22 protein-coding genes are annotated in these 20,544 nt (G+C 61.1%); 13 read left to right on the top strand and 9 right to left on the bottom strand.

Annotated features, from left to right (window positions below; all coding sequences use genetic code 11):
- The coding region (locus HMPREF1316_RS07085) for a transposase (RefSeq protein WP_462937974.1) at positions 1-819 on the bottom strand (819 nt) is incomplete at its 3' end.
- Positions 820-1,648: 829 nt separating this feature from the next.
- Between HMPREF1316_RS07085 and HMPREF1316_RS07080 the strand changes: the two genes are divergently transcribed.
- The 8 genes from HMPREF1316_RS07080 to HMPREF1316_RS07040 all read left to right on the top strand — a co-directional run bounded on the left by HMPREF1316_RS07080 (position 1,649) and on the right by HMPREF1316_RS07040 (position 9,048).
- Positions 1,649-2,392 (top strand): GntR family transcriptional regulator, encoded by a 744-nt coding sequence (locus HMPREF1316_RS07080; RefSeq protein ID WP_021726284.1) that lies wholly within the window; start codon positions 1,649-1,651, stop codon positions 2,390-2,392.
- Positions 2,393-2,612: 220 nt separating this feature from the next.
- Complete coding sequence (gene agaB / locus HMPREF1316_RS07075) at positions 2,613-3,080, top strand: PTS galactosamine transporter subunit IIB (RefSeq protein ID WP_021726282.1); 468 nt, start codon at positions 2,613-2,615, stop codon at positions 3,078-3,080.
- Between the two features lie 79 nt (positions 3,081-3,159).
- Positions 3,160-3,963 (top strand): PTS sugar transporter subunit IIC, encoded by an 804-nt coding sequence (locus HMPREF1316_RS07070; RefSeq protein ID WP_021726275.1) that lies wholly within the window; start codon positions 3,160-3,162, stop codon positions 3,961-3,963.
- A complete protein-coding gene (locus HMPREF1316_RS07065) occupies positions 3,944-4,786 on the top strand; it encodes a PTS system mannose/fructose/sorbose family transporter subunit IID (RefSeq protein WP_232204476.1) in 843 nt (280 codons plus the stop codon). The genes HMPREF1316_RS07070 and HMPREF1316_RS07065 overlap by 20 nt, the downstream gene beginning before the upstream one ends.
- A 144-nt stretch (positions 4,787-4,930) precedes the next feature.
- On the top strand, positions 4,931-5,929 hold the full coding sequence (locus HMPREF1316_RS07060) for an SIS domain-containing protein (protein WP_021726288.1): 999 nt from the start codon (positions 4,931-4,933) through the stop codon (positions 5,927-5,929).
- Positions 5,929-7,458, top strand: a complete 1,530-nt coding sequence (locus HMPREF1316_RS13750) for a PfkB family carbohydrate kinase (RefSeq protein ID WP_021726290.1) — start codon at positions 5,929-5,931, stop codon at positions 7,456-7,458. Before HMPREF1316_RS07060 ends, HMPREF1316_RS13750 begins: the two co-directional genes overlap by 1 nt.
- 13 nt (positions 7,459-7,471) lie before the next feature.
- Positions 7,472-8,590, top strand: a complete 1,119-nt coding sequence (locus HMPREF1316_RS07045) for an SIS domain-containing protein (protein WP_021726269.1) — start codon at positions 7,472-7,474, stop codon at positions 8,588-8,590.
- 23 nt (positions 8,591-8,613) lie between these two features.
- A complete protein-coding gene (locus tag HMPREF1316_RS07040) occupies positions 8,614-9,048 on the top strand; it encodes a PTS sugar transporter subunit IIA (RefSeq protein WP_021726283.1) in 435 nt (144 codons plus the stop codon).
- A gap of 166 nt (positions 9,049-9,214) precedes the next feature.
- Here the strand turns inward: HMPREF1316_RS07040 and deoC are convergent, their stop codons facing one another.
- Positions 9,215-9,925, bottom strand: a complete 711-nt coding sequence (deoC, locus tag HMPREF1316_RS07035; protein WP_021726280.1) for a deoxyribose-phosphate aldolase — start codon at positions 9,923-9,925, stop codon at positions 9,215-9,217.
- Positions 9,926-10,149: 224 nt separating this feature from the next.
- Here deoC and HMPREF1316_RS13745 point away from each other — a divergent pair, with 224 nt between their 5' ends.
- Positions 10,150-10,857, top strand: a complete 708-nt coding sequence (locus tag HMPREF1316_RS13745; protein ID WP_084620886.1) for a GntR family transcriptional regulator — start codon at positions 10,150-10,152, stop codon at positions 10,855-10,857.
- A 186-nt stretch (positions 10,858-11,043) separates the two neighbouring features.
- On the opposite strand, the gene HMPREF1316_RS07025 is transcribed toward HMPREF1316_RS13745, so the two are convergent.
- From HMPREF1316_RS07025 to HMPREF1316_RS13240, 6 genes are all read right to left on the bottom strand, one after another.
- Positions 11,044-11,610: an AAA family ATPase gene (locus tag HMPREF1316_RS07025; RefSeq protein ID WP_269594452.1), complete on the bottom strand. Its 567-nt coding sequence runs from the start codon at positions 11,608-11,610 to the stop codon at positions 11,044-11,046.
- 79 nt (positions 11,611-11,689) lie between these two features.
- On the bottom strand, positions 11,690-13,279 hold the full coding sequence (locus tag HMPREF1316_RS07020; protein ID WP_021726270.1) for an IS3 family transposase: 1,590 nt from the start codon (positions 13,277-13,279) through the stop codon (positions 11,690-11,692).
- A 98-nt stretch (positions 13,280-13,377) separates the two neighbouring features.
- Complete coding sequence (locus HMPREF1316_RS14895; protein ID WP_021726281.1) at positions 13,378-13,641, bottom strand: ATP-binding protein; 264 nt, start codon at positions 13,639-13,641, stop codon at positions 13,378-13,380.
- Positions 13,642-13,664: 23 nt separating this feature from the next.
- Positions 13,665-14,084 carry an ATP-binding protein gene (locus HMPREF1316_RS14890; protein WP_021726279.1) on the bottom strand — a complete coding sequence of 140 codons (420 nt, stop codon included), beginning with the start codon at positions 14,082-14,084 and terminating at the stop codon, positions 13,665-13,667.
- Positions 14,077-14,484, bottom strand: a complete 408-nt coding sequence (locus HMPREF1316_RS13245) for a hypothetical protein (RefSeq protein ID WP_021726289.1) — start codon at positions 14,482-14,484, stop codon at positions 14,077-14,079. The genes HMPREF1316_RS14890 and HMPREF1316_RS13245 overlap by 8 nt, the downstream gene beginning before the upstream one ends.
- Entirely contained in the window at positions 14,484-15,044 is a 561-nt protein-coding gene (locus tag HMPREF1316_RS13240; protein ID WP_021726271.1) for a DDE-type integrase/transposase/recombinase, read from the bottom strand. Before HMPREF1316_RS13240 ends, HMPREF1316_RS13245 begins: the two co-directional genes overlap by 1 nt.
- 171 nt (positions 15,045-15,215) lie before the next feature.
- On the opposite strand from HMPREF1316_RS13240, the gene istA (HMPREF1316_RS07005) reads away from it, so the two are divergent.
- Both istA (HMPREF1316_RS07005) and istB read left to right on the top strand, forming a co-directional pair.
- Positions 15,216-16,439, top strand: coding sequence for an IS21 family transposase (gene istA / locus HMPREF1316_RS07005; RefSeq protein ID WP_040651770.1), 1,224 nt, complete (start codon positions 15,216-15,218; stop codon positions 16,437-16,439).
- Positions 16,436-17,209, top strand: a complete 774-nt coding sequence (gene istB / locus HMPREF1316_RS07000; RefSeq protein ID WP_021726286.1) for an IS21-like element helper ATPase IstB — start codon at positions 16,436-16,438, stop codon at positions 17,207-17,209. The genes istA (HMPREF1316_RS07005) and istB overlap by 4 nt, the downstream gene beginning before the upstream one ends.
- 87 nt (positions 17,210-17,296) lie before the next feature.
- On the opposite strand, the gene HMPREF1316_RS06995 is transcribed toward istB, so the two are convergent.
- Positions 17,297-17,638 carry a hypothetical protein gene (locus HMPREF1316_RS06995; RefSeq protein WP_051332958.1) on the bottom strand — a complete coding sequence of 114 codons (342 nt, stop codon included), beginning with the start codon at positions 17,636-17,638 and terminating at the stop codon, positions 17,297-17,299.
- 236 nt (positions 17,639-17,874) lie between these two features.
- Between HMPREF1316_RS06995 and istA (HMPREF1316_RS06990) the strand changes: the two genes are divergently transcribed.
- Positions 17,875-19,335: an IS21 family transposase gene (gene istA / locus HMPREF1316_RS06990; RefSeq protein WP_021726287.1), complete on the top strand. Its 1,461-nt coding sequence runs from the start codon at positions 17,875-17,877 to the stop codon at positions 19,333-19,335.
- A gap of 1 nt (position 19,336) precedes the next feature.
- Positions 19,337-20,074, top strand: coding sequence for an ATP-binding protein (locus tag HMPREF1316_RS06985; RefSeq protein WP_021726277.1), 738 nt, complete (start codon positions 19,337-19,339; stop codon positions 20,072-20,074).
- Positions 20,075-20,544: the final 470 nt, after the last annotated feature.

The raw sequence follows: 20,544 nt of genomic DNA, 5'->3' as shown, positions 1-20,544 counted from the left end.
TTTTTTTACTATCTCGAGGGTCGCCTGGCGCACGTCGAGCTCGAGCTGCACCCGCCTGAGCTGCATCTTCGCCTCGCGCAGCATGTCCTGCAGGACCTCGATGTCGTCTGGCAGGTCGTCGTATTCCCTGCTCACGGGAACGCCTTTCTCTTCGGTGTCCCCGACATTATCGCCCATTGTCTCCCTGCGCCATATGTAGGGCGCCGTCCTCGACACGCCGTGCTTCTCGGCGATCTGCGCGGCGGGCCCCGTCCTCGCCTCCAGCTCGCCGATGGCCTGCACCTTCTTCTCGATGGGAACAGGGTCCCGCTTCGGGTTCAGGCCCCGATGCTTCCGCTGTCCCGGTGCAGGCTCGTCGATCCAGCCGCGCAGCGTGTCGCTGCCCTTCGGGTAGCCGAGCGCGCGCATAGTCCTGCTCAGGCTCTTGCCGTGGCCGAGGCAATGCTCGGCCGCCTCTCGCTTCTGGTCATCAGAGAACCTGGGCTCTCGGATCATCTTGCCCACGGGGACTTCTCCGGTCTCCCTGTATTCCCTCAACCAGTTGTTCAGCGTGTGCCTGTTGGGGTAGCCCAGCTCGGCCATCGTGTCGGCGTAGCTGTGGTCGAATCTGATGAAGGTCTCGATTGCCAGCTTGCGCTGCTCTGTGCTGTACATGCGGTCCTCCGTGTAACCTTTTCTTGGTCCAGGATCACCACCGCATCTCCAAACCGAAAGCAAGATTTGACTAAACGCAGCCATGTCCACCGCCTTCAGCGCGAAGTGCCCGAGATGCCTCGTGGCGGGGACGCCGGAGATCTCCCGCGCCCTCTCCCGCTCCATGCCGGCCCTCCGCTCGGCATTCATGCGGGCGGCCTCTTTCCTGTAATGGGTGACTGGGTCGGCGATGCCCGGACTCCAGCTCGTGGTCGTAGCCGAGAGCCTTCACTGATCTGTTCATGGTATGCCTGCGTTTCGGGTCCCAATGGCTCTCGTGGATCTGGAGATAGAGCCCCTTCTTGTTGCGCGTCTTCTTGAGAAAGTGGGCCATCGCAGCCCCATGTCAACCGAGAGCACCATAGCACCATGTATATGCTGTCAGGAAACGTGTTCCGGATCGAGCATCCGCACAAGAAAAGCCAGCTCTGGACTGGCTTTGGGTCCCTGGCTATGTCTTGGATGGTGAGTGTTCATGGTGCTACAAGCTAAAGACGGGTCGGCGGTACAAGATTTCCGCTGCAGCATCCTCTGCTTACTTCTTATTGAAAGAATCCAGTTCTCTCAAGCCACCCTTCAGGCGCCTTTTGCTCAGCGTTACGATTGTCTCAGGCATGGTTTCCTCTGCATACTTCCCATCTCGACGACTCGAATCATGTCGTGACGGACCATGTCCCGCTTGCTGCCTGGAAACTATACGCGCAAAGAACTGTACGTTACCCGATGCCGATTCGCGACGCAGCCGGTGTCGAGTCACAATGATCATTGCTGCTTGCATGCGCAAATACTTGCTGAACCATGCGGTTCTGTCTTGCGGCACCTGAAAGGCATGACCATATGGCATTATGGGAAGCTATACTTAGAATGCTGGAGATTCGTAGAGACGGGTATCCCAATATGTAGGTATCCTTAAGTTCTTAATATGTACATCCTCGCTGAAAGGCATTTGCGTCCAATGTCCGAACAGGCTGACCCCACATCTTCGTTCCCTCTGTATATGCAGGTGTTGGCGCATATACAGTACGATATAGATAGTGGCGCATATGGCATTGGAGAATCTATCCCATCGGAATCAGAGCTCGAGAAGCGCTTCTCGGTAAGCCGCATCACCATACGCCGTGCCGTGCAGGAGCTTGTCGATGCGGGATACCTCATCAAGCGTCCCGGCAAAGGCACCTTTGTGCGAGAGAAGAGCAGCCGCCTGCATTTACTGAAGTCTCTACGTGATGTAGAGACAAAGAGCTTTACAGAGGCTTGCGAGGAAGCTGGCTACGAAGCGGGGTCAATCGAACTGGAATGCAAGGTGGTCGAAGCCACGGAAGAGGACCAGGCATTCTTTGACCTTCTGCCTGGCGAGAAGATCATCTCGCTTAAGCGTGTCCATACTGCCAACGGTATCCCAGTCATGGCCAACTTCACAAGGTTTCCCGAGGACGGATTTGCATACATCGAGCACGAAAACCTTCAGAACAGATCACTCTACGATTCAATCCGCCTGCATAAGGGCTGTACGCCAAAGCTTGATGGCGAATGCATTCTTAGCTCGGAAAGGGCTGTCGGAAAACTCGCTGAGTATCTGAGTGTGCCGGAAGGGGAGCCTCTGTTCCGTCTGAATGGACATTATGTCGATGCTCAGAACAGACCTCTCATGGCAGAAGAACAAATCATGATTGGGTCTCGCTATTCCATAGCACTCTGACGGCTACAAATCAATCCATGCCCTATGGGTCCACTGGCTGCTGTGCTGCCTATTGAGCCTCGTTGCATTTTAACGATATGACGTAATATAACGTTAATGACAAAAAGATGACCATTAACAGAAATAGAATAGACAAAAGAGACCAATATTCTCGATAGTGTAGGTGGTAGGAAGGACAGACCTTTCTGCCGTATCGATTCCCGAGGGGAATGGAGGAACCATGCCAGATATCGTGCTGGCTCGTATCGACAACAGGCTTGTCCATGGCCAGGTTGGCAATACTTGGGTCGGAGCCTGCGGTGCCAATCTCGTTGTTGTCGTAGATGACGATGTTGCAAATGACCCTGTACAGAAATCCATCATGAAGATGACTACCGATGCAGCGGGTGTCGGCATCCGATTCTTTACCGTGCAGAAGACCGTGGATGTCATAGGTAAGGCGAGTCCACGCCAGCATATCTTCATTGTTGCCAAGACGCCGCAGGTGATGCGAAGACTTATCGATGGCGGAGTGCCGATCTCGTCGGTGAATGTCGGCAATATGCACCATCAGGAAGGCAAGCGGGAGTACAAAGAACCTCACGTGTACGTCGATGAGCAGGACCTCGCCGACTTCGAAGAGATGAAGTCCCATGGCGTAGAGGTATACATCCAGATTCTTCCCAACAACCGAAAGATTGAGCTGTAGCGGAAGGGGGGGCTTGGCTGGCAGGAAAGCTCATGCGATAAGGAAAGGTCCGTTAGTTGGTATAGGAAGGAAAGCAGGTATGGAGATTACGCTTATCCAAGGACTGCTTCTCGCGCTCGTTGGGTTCATCTGTGGGTGTGACCAGATTTTCGAAGCGTTCTACTGGTTCAGACCGCTTGTCGTATCCTTCTTTGCAGGCATCGTCCTGGGCAATGTCCAGCTTGGCGTTGCATGCGGTGCAGTTGCCGAGCTTGCCTATCTGGGACTGCTTACAGTGGGAGGAACCGTACCGCCCGATCCGCTCATGGCAGGCATGATGACCGTCGTAATTGCCTATACGACCGGGCAGTCTGCAGACGCGGCCATCGGTCTCTCGCTGCCCTTTGCTCTTCTTGCGCAGTGGGTCGGAATCATCTTCAACACCGTGTATGTCTCTGTCGCCCATAAATGCGATGAGTATGCAAAGAACGCCGACGTTGCCGGTTTCAACCGCATCATCCCTCTTGCCATCTTCATCAAGGCAGGAACTGTGGCTCTGATGGTCTTCCTCTGCTCCTATGCGCTCCAGGGGCCCATCCAGATCTTTGTCAACTCCTTCCCCGAGTGGCTGATTCACGGATTTGAGATTGCGGGAGGCATGCTCCCTGCTGTTGGCCTCGGACTGTTGCTTATGGTCATGCTCAAATCTCGCAATGTTGCCTATCTTTTCCTCGGTTTCATCATGGCGACTTTCCTCGATATGCCCAACGTCCTTCCTATCGCTATCGCGGCAGCTGCCCTTGCATACATCAACTACAAGCATGAGAAGGCTACCGATGACGCCGTTTCGGCAATGAAGGCATCTGCAGCTACCTTTGATGGAGATGATCCAGATGGCATCTAATGAAATGTCCACCTCTCCCAACGAGAGCATGGCTGGCGAAGCTACACCGAAGCTTACCAAGAAGGATTTGCACAAACTGGGCATCCGTTCGATTGCCGAGCAGGCCGGCTTTAGCTTTGAACGTATGCAGGCGCCGGGATTTACCTGGTCGATGCTTCCCTGCTTCGAAAAGCTTTATCCGAACTCCAAGAAGGATATGTCGGAGTTCATGACCTACAACATGGAATTCATGAACACCGAGATGCATATGGCCACGTTCCTGATGGGTCTTGAGCTCTCCATGGAGGAGAGACACACGGACCGCAATCTCATTGCCGGTATCCGCAACGGTCTCTTCGGACCTCTTGCAGGCCTGGGCGATGCAATATTCTGGTTTACCGTGCTGCCAATCTCCGCAGGCATCTGCTGCTCGCTTGCGCAGGACGGGTCTGCCCTTGGTCCCATCCTCTACATTGCCATCTGGTTCTTCATGGCAATCTCGCGCATCTGGTTTGCTGAAGCTGGATACAATGTCGGATCGAAGCTCATCGAGAATATCGGTACGACAACCAAGTACCTCACCGAAGCCGCAGGAATCCTCGGCATGATGGTGGTCGGTGGCCTCATCCCCTCGTACGTCACGCTTGCTTTCAGCGACGATCTCGTCTTCGGAGTCGGCGGCACGACAGTGCAGAGCGTCTTCGACAACATCATGCCGAATGTTCTTCCGCTTGCTCTTGTATTTCTGATCTACTGGCTGTTCAAGAAGAAGGCAAACGTCCTCGCAATCATTCTCGGCATCATTGCCTTCGGTATCCTCATGTCGTTCCTTGGCTGGATGTAGGCCTGAAACTCTCTTGATAAGCAATATCCCGAGGATGGCTGTCCCGTCCTCGGGATGGCACTGTGGCGGTCAAGAGTGAGTGGGGCATCGCACGGTTCAATCGGTTGGTTCGCTTTGATGAAAGACGGAGGGCGGTTGGCTCGCATGATTTCCTTCGATGAACAGAAGCTTCTGGCATCTTTCGACCGTATCTACAGCAGGCGGGACGAGATTGAGGCGATGGCAGACAGAGCCTGTCTCCGCGGCATCTCGAACATCCTGCTTTCTGCCTCAGGTGGCTCCCAAGCAATGCTCGATCCATTCTTGCATCTGATCGATGCCTATAGCAGCCTGCCGGTGCATTCCGTACTTTCGGCAGAGCTGGTGCTTACGGGATGCAACATGCTCGACAGCAATACGCTTGCCATCATGTCGAGCAAATCAGGCGATACGCCCGAGACGGTTGCAGCGGCCCGGTGGCTTAAAGGGCGGGGATGCAACATATTTTCTATAGTCGGGAAGCCGGAATCTCCTCTCGAAGAGCTATCTGACTGGTGCTTCGTCTATGAGGATGGAAGGCCACAGGAGCTTGTCGCCTATCTCTTTCTGGGGGCCGTGCTTCAGAAGCTTGGCAATTTCAGCAGGTTTGATGCCTTTGCCGACGAGCTTTCATCTCTCGGCTCTGCCCTCAACTCAGTGCGCAGGCAGTTTGATGGCAGGGCAATCGAGTACTGCAGTCTCTATCATGACGAACCGTATCATGTCTGGGTGGCCTCGGGCGACCTCTGGCCAGTATGCTACGCGTATGCCATGTGCGTGCTGGAAGAAAGCCAGTGGATACGGACCAAATCGGTTCGGAGTCCCGAATTCTTTCATGGCACATTCGAGTTGCTCGAGCCGGGAGTCCCGCTGACGCTGCTTATGGGAGAAGGACCAACACGCCCCCTCGATGAGCGTGTGGAACGCTTCGCTCGTGCCTATACGGACAAGCTCACCGTCATAGACGCTGCCTCGTTCGATCTGCCGGGAATCTCCGATGAGTTTCGCCCGCTTCTGGGACCGGTTGTCATGAACGCAGCGCTTCAGCGCATATCAAAGAACATGGAGCATGAGACGGGACATTCCCTCGAATACCGCCGCTACTATCGCAAGGTGGAATACTGATGCGCGTCATAGGTGTTGGAGACAACGTATTCGACGCATATCTGAATCTCGGCATAGCCTATCCGGGCGGAAATGCCGTGAACTGTGCTGTGAATGCGGCACGTCTTGGAGTTGAGGCAGCATATTGCGGTGCTCTGGCAGATGACTCCTGGGGCGAAGTGATGCTTGCCAGCCTCCGATCTGAATCGGTCGATATCTCGCTCTGCACACGGGCGGAGAATGGCACGACAAAGCTGGTGAAAGAGACGCGCGAGAGAGAAGAGCGCGCATTTCTGGGTGTCGATACTGGCTCAGCTTGGACAGCATTCCCGAAGCTTGGTGCCGAAGCCACGACAGACATCAAGGCGGCGGATGTAGTATTTGCAAGCTGTAACGGAAAGGTCGAAAGCCAGCTGCCGCTCTTTGATGGACACAAAGGAATCCTTTCCTTCGATTTTGGCGAGAAAGCAAAATATCGGACAGAGGAATACTTTGGAAAGGTGCTGCCCCATATAGACCTTGCGCAGTTCTCCATGCAAGGGGCAAGCAACTCTGAAATCAGGGAGTTTCTTGATCGCTGGCAATTTGCAAAGCGCAATATCGCAGTCTTGATAACCCGTGGAACCATGGATCCGGTCTTCTCGTTCCGAGGCAAAGAAGTGATGGGGGAGGCTGCTAAGACCAGCGGTGCAGTCGATACCATGGGTGCGGGAGACGCATTTGCGACCGCTTTTGTCCTGGATCTGTGTCGCCATGGATGGCGGCATGGAGAGGCTCCGGGCACAGACGATCAGATACATGATGCCCTCGTCGAGGCTGGGGAACATGCCGCGCGCATGTGCAGGCTCGAAGGTGCTTTCGGACATCCATATCGATGGCGCAGGACAATCCATGCAGTCATCTTCGATATGGACGGTGTCCTGGTGGAAAGCGAACCATATTATGTCCAGCAGCTGATCGATACCGCCGCCCGACATGGGAAGACCTTCTCCGAAGAACAGATTGACTCGATCTATGGAAGCTCCGATGAGCACCAGCTGAATCTCCTGTGCGAAGTTACGGGGGAGGACAGAGCTGCAGTCGAACGTGAGTACAACGAGAGCTTCTATGAACATCCGCTTGACTATAGCAAAGTGGTCATTCCTGGCACCAAAGAGCTGCTTGCCTATCTGCATGACAGCAAGGTCCGTGTGGCCGTCGCATCTTCAAGTCACCTCGCCGACATCAGGCGAGCGTTGAGCCAATGCGGTCTCGCAAGATACGTGGACGTTGTCGCTTCGGGCTTCGATGAATGCCATGCCGCGAAGCCCGATCCTGCCGTCTACAATCTTGCCCTCGAGCGTCTGGATACATCTCCCGGAGAGGCCCTCATCGTCGAGGATTCGACTTATGGCATACAGGCGGGAGTGGCTGCTGGTGCAGATGTCTTGTGCTTGCGCAAACCACATGGAAATGTCGATCGTACAGGCGCATTTCTCGAATTCGATTCGCATGACCAAATTCTCAGATATCTGGATGCAGTGCTGCATCCATCGGACAGATCACTGTAAAAGGAGGTTTACCATGACAGAAGAGAAGACCAAACCGACGATGCTCACCTATATCGAGAGCACGCCAGACCAGCTTGCAGCCAATATCGCCAATCGCGGTGACCTGACAAGAGATCTGGTCCGGGCTTATGTGGATGGAGGCTTTGAGCGTGTCTTCATAGTCGCCTGCGGGTCGAGCGCGAATGCTTCCCAGTGCGCAAAGCCGTTCATGGTGAAGTATCTAGGCTATGATGTGCAGATCGTGCCGCCAGAGACCTTCTGTTGCTATGAGCATGTCTTGGGGCCCACTGATTTCGTGTTCGCTATTTCCCAGACCGGCTGCTCGACCAACACCATTGCTGCCCTCGACAAGCTCCGCGAGCTTGGAAGACCTTCCATTGGCTTGACAGGAAACCCAGATTCGGACTTCAAGGATCACGCCAGCATCTTGGTCGACTACGGAGTGGGAAAGGAGAATGTCAGCTACGTGACCCGTGGCGTCTCGACATTGGCCCTTTTCCTCATGCTCTTTGCGCTGGAAGCGTCGCATGCCAAGGGGCTGATAGATGACAGGAAATATGATGATGTCGTTTCAGAACTGAAGAAAGCACCTGATCGCCATCGTGTCATGCAGAAGAAGACCCATGCCTTCTATGAGAGCCATAAAGCTGTGCTGACATCGATGGATGTCGTCTATTCTTGCGGATTCGCACAGGGCTATGGTTTGGCATGCGAGTCGGCGCTCAAAATGGGAGAGACCATCAAGGTACCTAGTTTTGCCTATGAGGCAGAAGAGTACATCCATGGGCCGAATCTCCAGATTACGCCCAACTACACCTTCTTCTTCTACGATGATCTTGGCGTTTCGGGCGACCGCCTCCGCACCATCTGGCGCGCGACACGTTCGGTCAGCGATGAAACGTACTGCATCACTGGTAGCAAAGAGATCGATGAGGAGCATGCAATCCGTATGCCCTTCGATGATGTTTGCGAGCCGATGCTCGAGCCTGTATATGTGCTGCCCGTCTGCCAGATCATTGCCTACAGGGCTTCGGTCGACCTCGATTCATGGGATAACCATCCCATGTTCTCGGAATTCTCTAAGATTGCCGTGACGAAGACGGCTTCGATTTCGCACGTGATGCCTTACTGACGCAGCATATCTGGAGGCGGGACATGATAGGTTTCATTCTTACCGGACATGGTGGATTTGCAGGCGGGCTCTATAGTTCTATCAGCATGATTGCCGGAGAGCAGCAAGAGTTCGCTACGATAGAGTTTCACGATGATGAGACGGCGTCCGAATTCCCCCAGCGGCTGCATTCCGCGATAAGCGAATTTGCTAAACGAGACGATGAAGTCATCGTATTCTGTGACCTGCAGGGAGGTACTCCTTTCAACCAGGCAATGATGGCTTCTGCGGCCTTGCCGAATGTCAGCGTTGTCGCGGGGGTCAACCTGCCGTGCATGGTCACTGCAGCAATCGCCAGGCCCGAAGCAAGAAATGCCGAGAGCCTCATAGAGGAAAGCCTGGCAGCAGGATGTGCGGGTCTCATCCGCTCCGTCTTACCTGTCTCCGATGATGAACCCAGCGAAGGAGATGGAATCTGACGGGCTGTTTGCAGACAGGGGCTCCTTCATTCTGAAGGATGCCAGGCACGTAGATGAGGCCGGCTGCTTGGCAGCCGGCCTCATCCTATGCTGTGCCATAGTGGGGGACAGCCGCTTCTGGCCAATCTGCTTGTGCAGCAGATGAAGGGCTGCTGTGTATGGCACCTCAGAGCTCGAAATAACCGTTTTCCATGGTTTCGAGTCTGCGCTCGAATTCCTGCATGATGGGGATGCCGGCGCTGCATCCGATGCGCGTGGCTCCAGCCTGCACCATCTCGAGGAAGGTATCGGCATCGCGTATGCCGCCTGCTGCCTTGACCTGTACCACATCGCCGACATTGGCCTTCATGAGGCGAACGTCTTCGACTGTCGCCCCCGAGGTGCCAAAGCCTGTAGAGGTCTTGACGAAGGTGGGCTCCACTTCTTGCGCGATTCCGCACAGGGCTACCTTCTCTTCATCGGAAAGGTAGCAGTTTTCGAAAATGACTTTGGAAATGAGCCCAGCATCCTTGCATATCGAGACGATCTGCTTCATTTCATCCTCGATATAGTTCCAGTCATGTGCCTTTGCCCGTGTCAGGTTGATGACATAGTCGATCTCGGTAGCTCCGTTCGCGATAGCGTCTTGGGTCTCGAACGCTTTGACAGCAATGGATGTCTGGCCAAGCGGGAAAGAGATGGCTGCGCCGACGTGCACGTCGCTCCCCGCAAGCTCTTGCGCGCAGAGTCTGGACTGCACCTGGTTCACGGCTACCATACGGAAATGGTACTGGCGTGCTTCGGCGCAGAGCCTCCGCATATCATCATCGGTTGCATACGGCTTGAGATTTGTGTGATCGACCATCTGGGCAAGATCGTCAAGAGTATATCGGGCCATCCAGGCTCCTTTCGCTGAACTAATATGTAAATACATAATGGTATAAAACTTGGCATAATGTCAATAGAAAATATTTGATGTACTGTCGATCTCATATCAAATACTGAGCCTGCATGACATTTGGGTATTATGTCAGGGGATGAAGGTATATCAATCGATGGAGTCTCTGGATAACGATAGGCGGGGTCTGGCGATTGATCTTCTTGCCTTTGCGGGAGGAATCTATGGCACTATATGAAGACATCAGCAACGATCTGCTGTCCAAGATAAAAGATGGTATCTATCAGGAAGGTCAGCGCATTCCCTCCGAGCAGGAGCTTGCTCAAACATATGGGGTAAGTCGTCCGACGGTGCGTCAGGCGTTGCAGCTTCTGGTAAATGATGGCTATCTTGATCGGCGCCGCAGACGCGGCACGGTTGTCTGTCGACCTAAGGTACGCCAGCACTTTACGGCAGGGCTGATGAGCTTCTCTGACGATATGCGTCTGGCGGGCAATAGCACGCGTACGGTAGTGATCATCTTCAAACGCGAAAAGGCACCAGAAGCTGTCGCGGAAGCGCTCCATATAAAACCAGGCGATGAAGTATATAAGCTTGTTCGTCTGCGATATGTAGAGGATACTGCCAATGTCTTTGTGGAGACATATCTTCCCTGTGCCCAGCTGCCTAACTTCGATGATGTTGATTTTGCTGTCACCAGCCTCTATCAGACGCTTGCGGACTGCGGCTCTGCCGTAGTGTCGGCCCATAGACGTTTCGAGGCTGTGAGTGCCGATGATGCTCTTGCAACTTTGCTCGATGTTTCTGCAGGCGATCCGATGCTTCTCTTCTATACGGTTGGCAGCACGAAGAGTGGCATACCGATTGAGTATTCTAAGGCTGTCTACCGTGGAGAGGGAAACGTCTTCGAAGTAGACGTCGCCAAGCGGTAAACAGATATCTCGCCGTTGAGCCATAATTCGCCCGACGTTCCCGTCTTCCTGGTAGTCTCAGAATACCTCCTCTGTCTCGTGAGCCTGCTGGACATACCTGCCCTTCGAGAGCTGTCCCGAGAGCATCGCTCGCCTGCGAGGCTATTAAACACAGCGTGGACGATGCCTGTGCATGGAGCCCTCCTGCTACCCGGCGTCTTCCCGCGACGTTTCCGCAAGGTCGCCAATCCAGGATCTCACGACGTTTTTCAGAATTCGGATGTTGTCGATTGTTCTGACGTCGATTTCTGACAAGGCTCTGTCGACGATGTCCTTCGGCAGCCTCGGCACGTTCTTGGGTGGCAGGCTCAGGGACCTTTCGTAGATTCCGGAGACGTATCTTTCGATGAAGAGCTTCTTGTCCTCCGTGCTCAGATGCGAAAAGTGCGCCATAAGGCTGAAACGGGAGAGGAGCTCTGCTGGGAAGGTGCCGCTCAGCTTATCGCGCGGACAGTTCGTTGTGAACACGATTGTGAAGCCCTGGAGATTGTGCTCCGCCCCCTGAGAGTCAGTGAACGTTCCTGTCTCGAGAAGGTCAAGAAAGAAGTTCCAGACGGCTGGCTCCGCCTTCTCGAACTCGTCCACCAGGAGCACGCCAGCATCAGAGGAGTCTATCTTTCTGCTCAGCTCGCCCTCCTCGCTTCCCATATAGCCTCTGGGGCTTCCTATCAGCGAGTTGAGCGAGTCCTTGCTACTGTAGTTCCCGAGGTTGATCTTTGGAAGAGGCTGGTGTATTCAGTCAAGTAAAAGTCGACAGTTGGGGCTGCGGTGGGAATCTTGGACCGAATCCATCCTACGCTGCTAGCAGACCCAAGTCCCTGCGGTACTGCATGGGGCTCCTGTAATCCAGGTCGCCCTTTATCCTGACATCCCTGTACCATCTGAGGCAGGCGTCGAGCATCCCCATGAACTCCTCGATCGTGACCCCGGCCCAGTCGCAGCCGTGGAAGAATTCTATCTCCAGCCTCCCGAAGAAGCCCTCGCACCTCGCGTTGTCGGGGCTGCATCCCTTCCCCGGCATCGATCTGACCAGGCCGTTCTCATCGCATATCCTTATCCATCCCGGCCAGCGGCAATGGCAGCCGCGGTCCGAGTGGATCTTGGGATGGTCGCCCTCGCCGAGCCGCTCGCACGCGCCGAGCAGCGACGAGTTGGCCATCTCGGCGTCGGGCGACGTCGATATCGACCAGCTCAGCGGCATGCCGTCGAAGCAGTCCACGATGGGCGAGAGGCACGCCTTGCCGGCAGGGATGCGGAACTCGGTCACGTCGGTGATCCACAGCTCGTTGGGCTTGTCGGCATGGAAGTGGTGCCTGCCCCGCTCGTCGCGCAGCAGGTTCTCGGGCGCCTCGGTTATCTCGCCCTCGCAAGAGCTGTAGCGGCGCTTCTTCTTGGCAGCGCGGGCGACCAGGCGCTGCTGCGCCATGATGCCGCGCACGGTCCACTCGCCGATCGCCGCGCCGTCCCCCGCATCGGCGCTGGCCTGGGCGTACACGCGCCTGTAGCCGTAGGTTCCGCCGCTGGCCTCGAACGCCTCGACCACGGCCTTCCTGGCTGCGGCGTGCTCTTCGGTCTCGCCTTCGGCCTGGGCGTTCCTGGCGTATTCATAGCTGCTCTTGGCCATGCCCGCCACAGGCAGGATCTCGCAGAGCTTATACTTCGCCCTCAGCGCCTCCACCATCGCCGCCTTCTCCGCGTTGGCCAGCAGGTCCGGTTCGGCGCCCGGGTCTTTTTTTACTGTCTCGAGGGTCGCCTGGCGCACGTCGAGCTCGAGCTGCACCCGCCTGAGCTGCATCTTCGCCTCGCGCAGCATGTCCTGCAGGACCTCGATGTCGTCTGGCAGGTCGTCGTATTCCCTGCTCGCGGGAACGCCTTTCTCTTCGGTGTCCCCGACATTGTCGCCCATCATCTCCCTTCGCCAGGCGTAGGGCGCCGTGCGCGACACGCCGTGCCCGGCGGCGACCTCCGCAGCGGTTCCGTTGCGGGACCCGGGCCCGGCCACCGCCTGTATCTTCTCCCCGAGCGGGACAGGACCCGCTTTCGGGTTCGGCCCCCTGTATTTCCTTTGCCCGGGGGCGAGCTCGTCGATCCAATCGCAGAGGTACTCCCTGCTGGCGGGATAGCCCATCCTGCGCATGGTCCTGGCGAGGCTCTTTCCGTGCGCGAGGTAGTAGTCCACGGCAGCCTGCCTCATCTCCAGGGTGAACTTGGGCTCCCGCTGCCGCTTCGGGGGCCTGACCTCCCCATGCTCCAGATAGTCCTTGTACCAGGCCCTGAGCGAATGCCTCGTCGGGCAGCCGAGCTCGGCAACGGTGTCTGCCGCGCTCAGGTCGAACTTGATGTAGGTCTCGATTGCCAGCTTGCGCTGCTCTGTGCTGTACATGCGGTCCTCCGTGTAACCTTTTCTTGGTCCAGGATCACCACCGCAGTCCCGTTCGCTCTGTCGATTTCCCACACTTCGCTCGGGGCATGCCCGCACCCCTAGCTTCCGTTACCAGAGAGCATGAGCGCCTGGTCCATGCGGTGGCTCGTCCCGTTGAACTCGACCAGCCTGCTGTGGTGGACGACCCGGTCGATCATCGCCGCGGCGAGCTTGTCGTCGCCGAGGACCGTGCCCCACCTCCCGAACTCGATGTTGGTCGTGATGACGAGGCTCCTCCTCTCGTAGCAGTCCGACACCACCTGGAACAGCAGCCGCGCACCGGCGACGTCGATCGGGACGTAGCCGAACTCGTCCAGGATCACGAGGTCGGCGTTGGTGGCGTCCCTCAGCGCGCCGTCGAGTGGAACCGCACCAGGCGACCCATCGAGATGGCCCGCACGCCCATCGCCGTCGCGAGGTGGGTCTTGCCCCTCCCGGTCCTGTCGTGGAACACGAAGCCCTCGGCGGTGTCCAGGAAGGCGAGCGACTCGAGGTCGGCCGGCCCGTAGCCGTCGGGGAAGGCCACCTGCGAGTAGTCGTAGCCCTCGAACGACTTGACCTGCGGGAACCTGGCCCTGCGCATGAGGCGCTCCCTCCTGTGCACGTTGCGGCTCTCCAGCTCGGCGGACAGGAGCCTGTTGGCCGCGCGGACCTCCGCGGCCGTCGCGCCGTCCAGGAAGCCCCTCACGACGTCGCCCGATATGAAGAGCCTCCTCGCGTTCGCCGCGAGCTCCCCGTCGATGGTCGACCTCGCCGCCCTACCCATCGGCGACCACCCCCGCGAGGCGGTCGTACTCGTCGAGGTCGACCGCCTCGTCGTAGGAGACCTCGCCCGTCTCGGCGCGGGATACGGCCAGGGCGACCGCGGAGGGGCCTGTCCTGCCCGACGCCCTCAGGGAGACCGACGCCGCGCGCACGGTCGCGTCCCACCCGGACAGCGCGCACTGGTCGCGCATGCACCTCACGGCCTCCCCGAGCCCCCTCCGGTCGAGCGCGTCGATGTGGTCCCGCAGGTCGTCCGGCAGCGCGGCCCTGACCCTGCTCTCCCTCCAGGCGCCGAGCCTGTTTGCGAGCAGCGGGAGCTGGGACGCGGGGTCCGTGGTGTCGGTGGGCGCGTCGCCGTAGGCGCGCGCGTGCTCCGCGACGACGACGCCGTCGCCGTCCATCACCGCACCCTCGTCGCCCAGAGCCCGACGACCATCTCCCGGCCGGCGCACTCGGGCGACGTCGAGTACCAGTGCCTGCCGTCGACGCGCACCTTGCCCTTCTTGTCGGCGCGCGCCCTCCTGTACTCCACGCACTCGAACGGGCGCGCGGGGAGCGCCAGCATCGCCGCGAGGTCGTCCTCGAACAGCTCGAGCTCCGGCCGCCCCTTCCTGTAGTGCTCCTTGCGCGACATGTCGCGCGACCTCTCCAGCAGCCTCTCGTTGTACCCGTCGACGTCCCACACCCGCGGGACCGGGACGAAGAGGTTCCTCCTCTGCGTCCCGACCTTGTTCTCCACGGAGCCCTTCTCGTGGCCGGAATAGGGGTTGCAGAACCGGTACTCGAACCCGTAGTGGGCGCTGCAGGCCTCGAAGAGCCTGGTGGTGCGGACCCTGTCGCACACGCGCCGGCCGACCCCGGTCGCGTTGTCGAAGACGACCCTGGTGGGGACGCCGCCGACGAACTCGAAGACGTTCCTGAGGCCCTGGCACACGCACTCCGCGTTCTCGCCGGGGAACACCTTGTTACCGCTAATCTAAAAACGTCCAGCTAGACCAACATATCGAGCCAGCCGCACCAATGCAGTTGCGCCAGCCGCGCCAACGTACTTTGGCCAGTCGCACCAACGGAAATATGCTTGTCCCGTGACGTGGGAACCGCATGGGAGGAGCAGCGATTGGAGAGGAACGTGATGGGAGAGCTGAACATGTACCGGCAGCTCGGGACGAAGCCCAACTTCAGCGAGATCGGCAGGAGGTACGGCCTCAGCAGGTACACGGTGGCCAGGTACTGGGCCGCAGGCGAGGAGGTGGAGGACCGCAGGTCAGACCGCGCGAGCACCTTCGACGCGCTCGCCGACGTGATATTCGAGAAGGCGTCGCTGCCCGGCGTCACCAAGAAGGCGATACACGAGTACCTCCTCGACAGGCACCCCGAGGCCGGGGTCGCGGGCTACAACGCCTTCACCCACTGGTGCCGCGAGCACGGCGTAGCCTGCGGAGGGGGCGGCGCGGAGCCGCACCCCAGGTTCGAGACGCCGCCGGGGCGCCAGCTGCAGTCCGGCTGGAAGGAGTCGCTCAGGATGACCGACGCGCTGGGCGAGGTCTTCGAGCTCAACGTCTTCAGCGCGACGCTGGGGTGGTCCAGGATGCACCGCCTGGCGTACTCGCCCACCCGCACCGAGGACGACCTGCTCTCGTGCCTGCTGGCGACGATCGTGCGCTTCGGGGGCGTGGCCGAGGAGGCCGTCACCGACAACATGTCCGCGGTCGTCACCGTGCGCGACGGCAGGCGCCGGAAGTCCGAGCGCGTGCTGCGCTTCCTCCGCGAGGCGGGGATGGAGCTGAGGCTGTGCGCCGTCCGCACGCCCGAGACCAAGGGCAAGGACGAGAGCGCCAACCGCTTCGTGGGCAGGCTGCGCGCCTACGAGCGCGACTTCGTCGGCGAGGAGGGCCTCAGGGAGGCGGTCGCCCGCATAGAGGCCCGCTGCAACGCCGAGCCCAACGGCACCACGGGCGTCCCGCCCGCGGCGCTGTTCATGCGGGAGAAGGAGCACCTGAGGCCGGTGGGCAACCTGAGGCTGCTGCAGGAGATGGTGGGCGACGTCACCACCCAGGTGGTGCCGCCGACCATGCTCGTGAGGGCCGCCGGGCGCCAGTTCTCGGTGCCGAGGTCGTGCATCGGGCGCAAGGCGACCGTGGTCGCCACCCCGTCGGGGCAGGTCAGGGTCACCGTCGGCGGCGAGGAGGTGGCCGTCCACGAGCCGGGCCCGGCGCGCGGCCCCATCGCCTGCTCCGAGGCCCACTACGCCGAGGCCCTCGAGGGCAAGCGCTGGTTCGCCGACGAGGACATACGCGAGGCGGCACGCGCCAACCTGGAGCTGCTCGGGTCGCTGGGAGGGGGCGGCGAGTCGTGAGCGCGGTCGACGAGTCGAGCCCCTACGTGAGGGCGCAGGCCAACCTCTCCGAGCTGGGGCTCCACGAGATGTGCGCGGCGCTGCCCGACTACGTGCGCATGGCCGCCGAGGGCGACCGCGACCTGGCCTCGGCCCTGGCCGAGATGACCGCCTCCGAGGTCGCCGCCAGGCGGGCGCGCATCATGCGGCAGCGCATACGCTCGTCGGGGTTCCCCTACGTGAAGACGCTCGCCGACTTCGACTGGTCCTTCCAGCCGAGCGTGCCGAGGCCGAAGGTCGAGGAGCTCGCGACGCTCAGGTTCATGGACCGGGCGGAGAACGTGCTGCTGGTGGGCAGCCCCGGCGTGGGCAAGACCCACCTGGCGGTGGCCATAGACATCGAGGCGGTGCGGGCAGGCCGGGAGGTGCGCTTCTGCGACTGCGCCAGGCTCGTCGAGGACCTCAGGGACGCGCAGTCCAGGGGGATCCTCGCCAAGAGGCCCAAGTACTACGCGCACTCGGAGCTGCTCGTCATCGACGAGCTTGGGTACCTGGCCATAGACGCTGAAGGGGCCGACCTCATGTTCCAGCTGGTGTCCACGCGCTACGAGCAGCGCTCGACGATCATCACGACCAACGTGGGCATAGGCGGCTGGGCGCGGGTCTTCGGCGACGACGTGGCGGCGAGCGCGATCGCCGACAGGGTGTGCCACCACTGCACGCTCATCAGGATCACCGGCAGGTCCTACCGGCTCAAGGACCTGCCGGCCGAAAGGAGGAGGGAGGAGTAGCCAGAAGTGGCCAAGGTACGTTGGTCCATGTGGCACAAGTGCGTTGGTGTGGGCGGACTATGAAGATTGGCGGCAGTGGACGATTTCTCATTGGTCGTAACACACCTGCGCGAGCCCGACGTTGGAGTAGGGGAAGCTCGCGACGAAGTAGGGCATCTCGCGCCTCGTGCCCCTCACGACGAACGCCGCGTGCCCGAAGTCGACCTGCGCGACCCCCGCGGGCCAGTCGAGGTCGAGGAAGCAGCCCGGGCCGCCCCCGAGGCGGAGCCTCGCCTCCCTCACGTAGCGCCTGACGGTCTGCTCGGAGACGTCGGCGCCGCACTCGTCGACCAGCCGGCGCCAGACCCTGTGCGCGGTGTGCCTCTGCTTCCTGTTCTCCCTGAAGTCGTCGGTGAGCCACTGGTCGACGAGCGGGGCCCACCTGTCCATCTTCGAGGACCTCCTACTCCTCGCCTTGGGAGGCTCTGGCGAGAGGTCCTCCATCCTCTGTTGTTGTTCACTAAGAAGTGACGCGAATGGCCATCGGGAACTGAGCGCCGTGGTCGGGAAAAATTGAGCAGTCTGGTCAGATTCTGGCCGTGTCCCGGTGCGTCAGGGACACGGCCAGGTCCATGTTCTCCCGGGGCGCCGACTTTGGCGAGTGCCGCCCCGGGAAGGAAGGGGAAATGACCGTGTCCCCAGGCGAACAAGAGGATATCAGGAGGATGGACAGGGACGGGGTGCCGAGGTCGCGGATCGCCCGCGGGCTGGGGGTCAGCAGGGACACCGTCGCCAAGTACGCGGACATGCCTGACATGTCGCCCGAGCCCCCGCTGGCCCGGAGGAGGGCCCGCCCGGCCGCGGACGGCCTCTCGCGCTGGATCGACGCGACCCTGGAGGCGGGCCCGTCCGTGCCGGGCAAGCGGGGGCACACGGCCAAGAGGGTCTACGACAGGGCCGTGGACGAGATGGGCTACGAGGGCCCGCACCCGTCGATCAGGAGGTGCGTGGCCGCCTGGAGGGGCGACCACGCCCAGGGGCCGGGGGACGGCCACCTTGGGCTCGAGTGGGCGCCGGGCACGGCGCAGGTCGACTTCGGGAACTTCCGGGCGACGGTCGCGGGGCGCGCGGTCGGCCTGAGGCTCCTGGTGGTGACCCTGCCGCACTCCAACGCCCGCCACTGCGTCGCCCTGCCGTGCGAGAGGGCCGAGGTCTCCTGCCGGGGCCTGAGGGCCGCCTTCGAGCGGATCGGACGCGCGCCGCGCCTGCTCGTGCCCGGCAACGCCACCGAGGCCGGCAGGATGGCGTTCGGCAAGGTCACGGAGCCGAGGCCCTTCTCCCGGTCCCGGGCGCACTACCGCTGCGAGAGCCGCCACCGCGACCCCTACTCCGGGAACGAGAAGGGGTCGGCGGAGAACGCAGTCGGCTTCCTGCGCCGCAACCTCCTCGTCCCCGTCCCCGAGGCGGACTCGCTGGACGAGCCCGACGAGAGGCTCGCGTCCGGCTGCGACCGCACCAACGCCGGCGCCAGGAACGGGGAGGGCAGGGAGACCGCGGAGGCGTTTCCGGAGGACCTCGCGGGCATGCTGGCGCTGCCGGGCACGCCGCTCGACGCGGCCGGGTGGGCGCACGCGCGCGCCGACAAGCGCGGGTACGTGCGCGCGGACGGCAACCCCTGCCGTGCCGGCCCCGCATGGCACGGCCGCGAGCTCCTGGTGGGCGTGCGCGCACGCACCGTGGAGGTGCTCGACGGGCGCGGCAGGCGCGTGGCCACGCTCGCCCGCGGCTTCGGCGAGGGCGAGACGGTGAGGAACCCGGCCTCGCTGGTACCCGCCCTCGTCGCCCGCCCCAGGGCCTTCGGGGAGTCCACGATCCGGCGGGACATGCCGGACGGCCTGGTGGAGGCCATCGACCGCTGCGGCAAGGCCGGCAGGAGGCAGGCCCTCCGCGTGCTCGGCAGGGTCGCCGGCGTCGCGGGCTCCGGCGCGGCCTGCGAGGCCGAGGAGCGCGTGTTCGCCGGCGGGAGGGTGCCGGACAAGGCCTCCCGCGACATGCTCGCGAGGCGCATCGCCGCAGGGGGCGAGGAGGGCGCGGCGGGCCCCGACCTGTCCGTCTACGACGGGCTCCTCGGAAGGGGGGCGGTCTGAGGTGGCCGCGTCCGACGAGCCCGCCGGGAGGGTGGTCGCCGCCGGCAGGAGGTGCTCGCTCGCCAAGTCGGTGCTCGCGGAGTGGGCCAGGAGCGGCACGCCCCGGCAGGCCGGGTGCTCCGCGGGCCACCTCGAGGCCGAGTGCGCGAGCCGCGACGCGTCGAAGCGGGCGAACCTCCTGGGAAGGCGCGCCCTCCCGCAGGCCAAGACCCTCGACGGCTACGAGTGGGGGCAGATAGCGTGGCCGGAGGGGTTCGGCAGAGACGACCTGCTCTCGCTCTCGTTCCTCGACGGCCGCGAGGACCTCGTGCCCGTGGGGGACGTGGGCACCGGCAAGACCCACATGGCCGAGGCCCTGTGCGCGCTCTGCTGCCAGGACGCCCGCCCCGCCCGCTTCTTCACCGCATCGTCTCTGGTGGCTCGCCTCAGACGCGCCCGCGACGACGGCAGGCCCGGCCGCGAGCTCGCCCAGATCGGGAAGGCCGAGCTCCTGGTCACAGGCGGGCTCGGCTTCCTGCCGCTGGACGCCGACGGGGCGAGGCTGCTGTTCCAGGTGGTCTCCGAGGCCCACGGGGCGCAGTCGGTCGTTCTCACGACCGACCTCGAGTCCTCCAGGTGGGGCTCGGTCCTCGGGGACGACCAGATGGCGGCGGCCGTGACAGGCCGCGTCGCCCGCCACGGGAGGCTCCTGCAGTTCCGCGGCGAGTCCTGGCGCGTCAGGCACGCGCTGATGCAGTGAGGGGGTGCTCAGAAAGCATGCTCGGGACGGGTGGACGAACTGCTCGGAAATTAGTGACCATTCTGCTCAAGTCGTGTTGACAAAACACAGTCGCCCAGCCGGCTCGGGTCGGTGCCCCGGCCCTTCTCTACCATCCCGAGCGTGGCACGGCGTACGTCAGGCCCGAGCCGCCCGCGCCTGGGCCGTCGCCTCTCCTGGCGCGGCGTCCCCTCGGGCCGCCCGAGGTCATCGGGCGGGCCGTCGTGTCCCCCGCCCACGGGGGCGCCCTCCCCCTCTTCCTTGTCCCCGCCATCATCATCTGGGGCCTGCCTCCGCCACGCGCAGGGGGCACGCCTGGACACTCCATGGCTCCCGGCCGCTCCTCGGGCGGAGGCCGTCCTCGCCCCAAGCGCCGCTGCGGCTCCGGCCCTCTCTTCGGCAGGCATGGGAGCCGCCCCGGTCCTGCGCGCCCTTCGCCTGCCACGTGCGAG

This window comes from Olsenella profusa F0195, from assembly GCF_000468755.1.
Classification (GTDB): Bacteria; Actinomycetota; Coriobacteriia; order Coriobacteriales; family Atopobiaceae; genus Olsenella_F; species Olsenella_F profusa.
The sequence above is the reverse complement of the archived record's forward strand: the minus strand, read 5'-3'. Positions and strand labels throughout refer to the sequence as shown.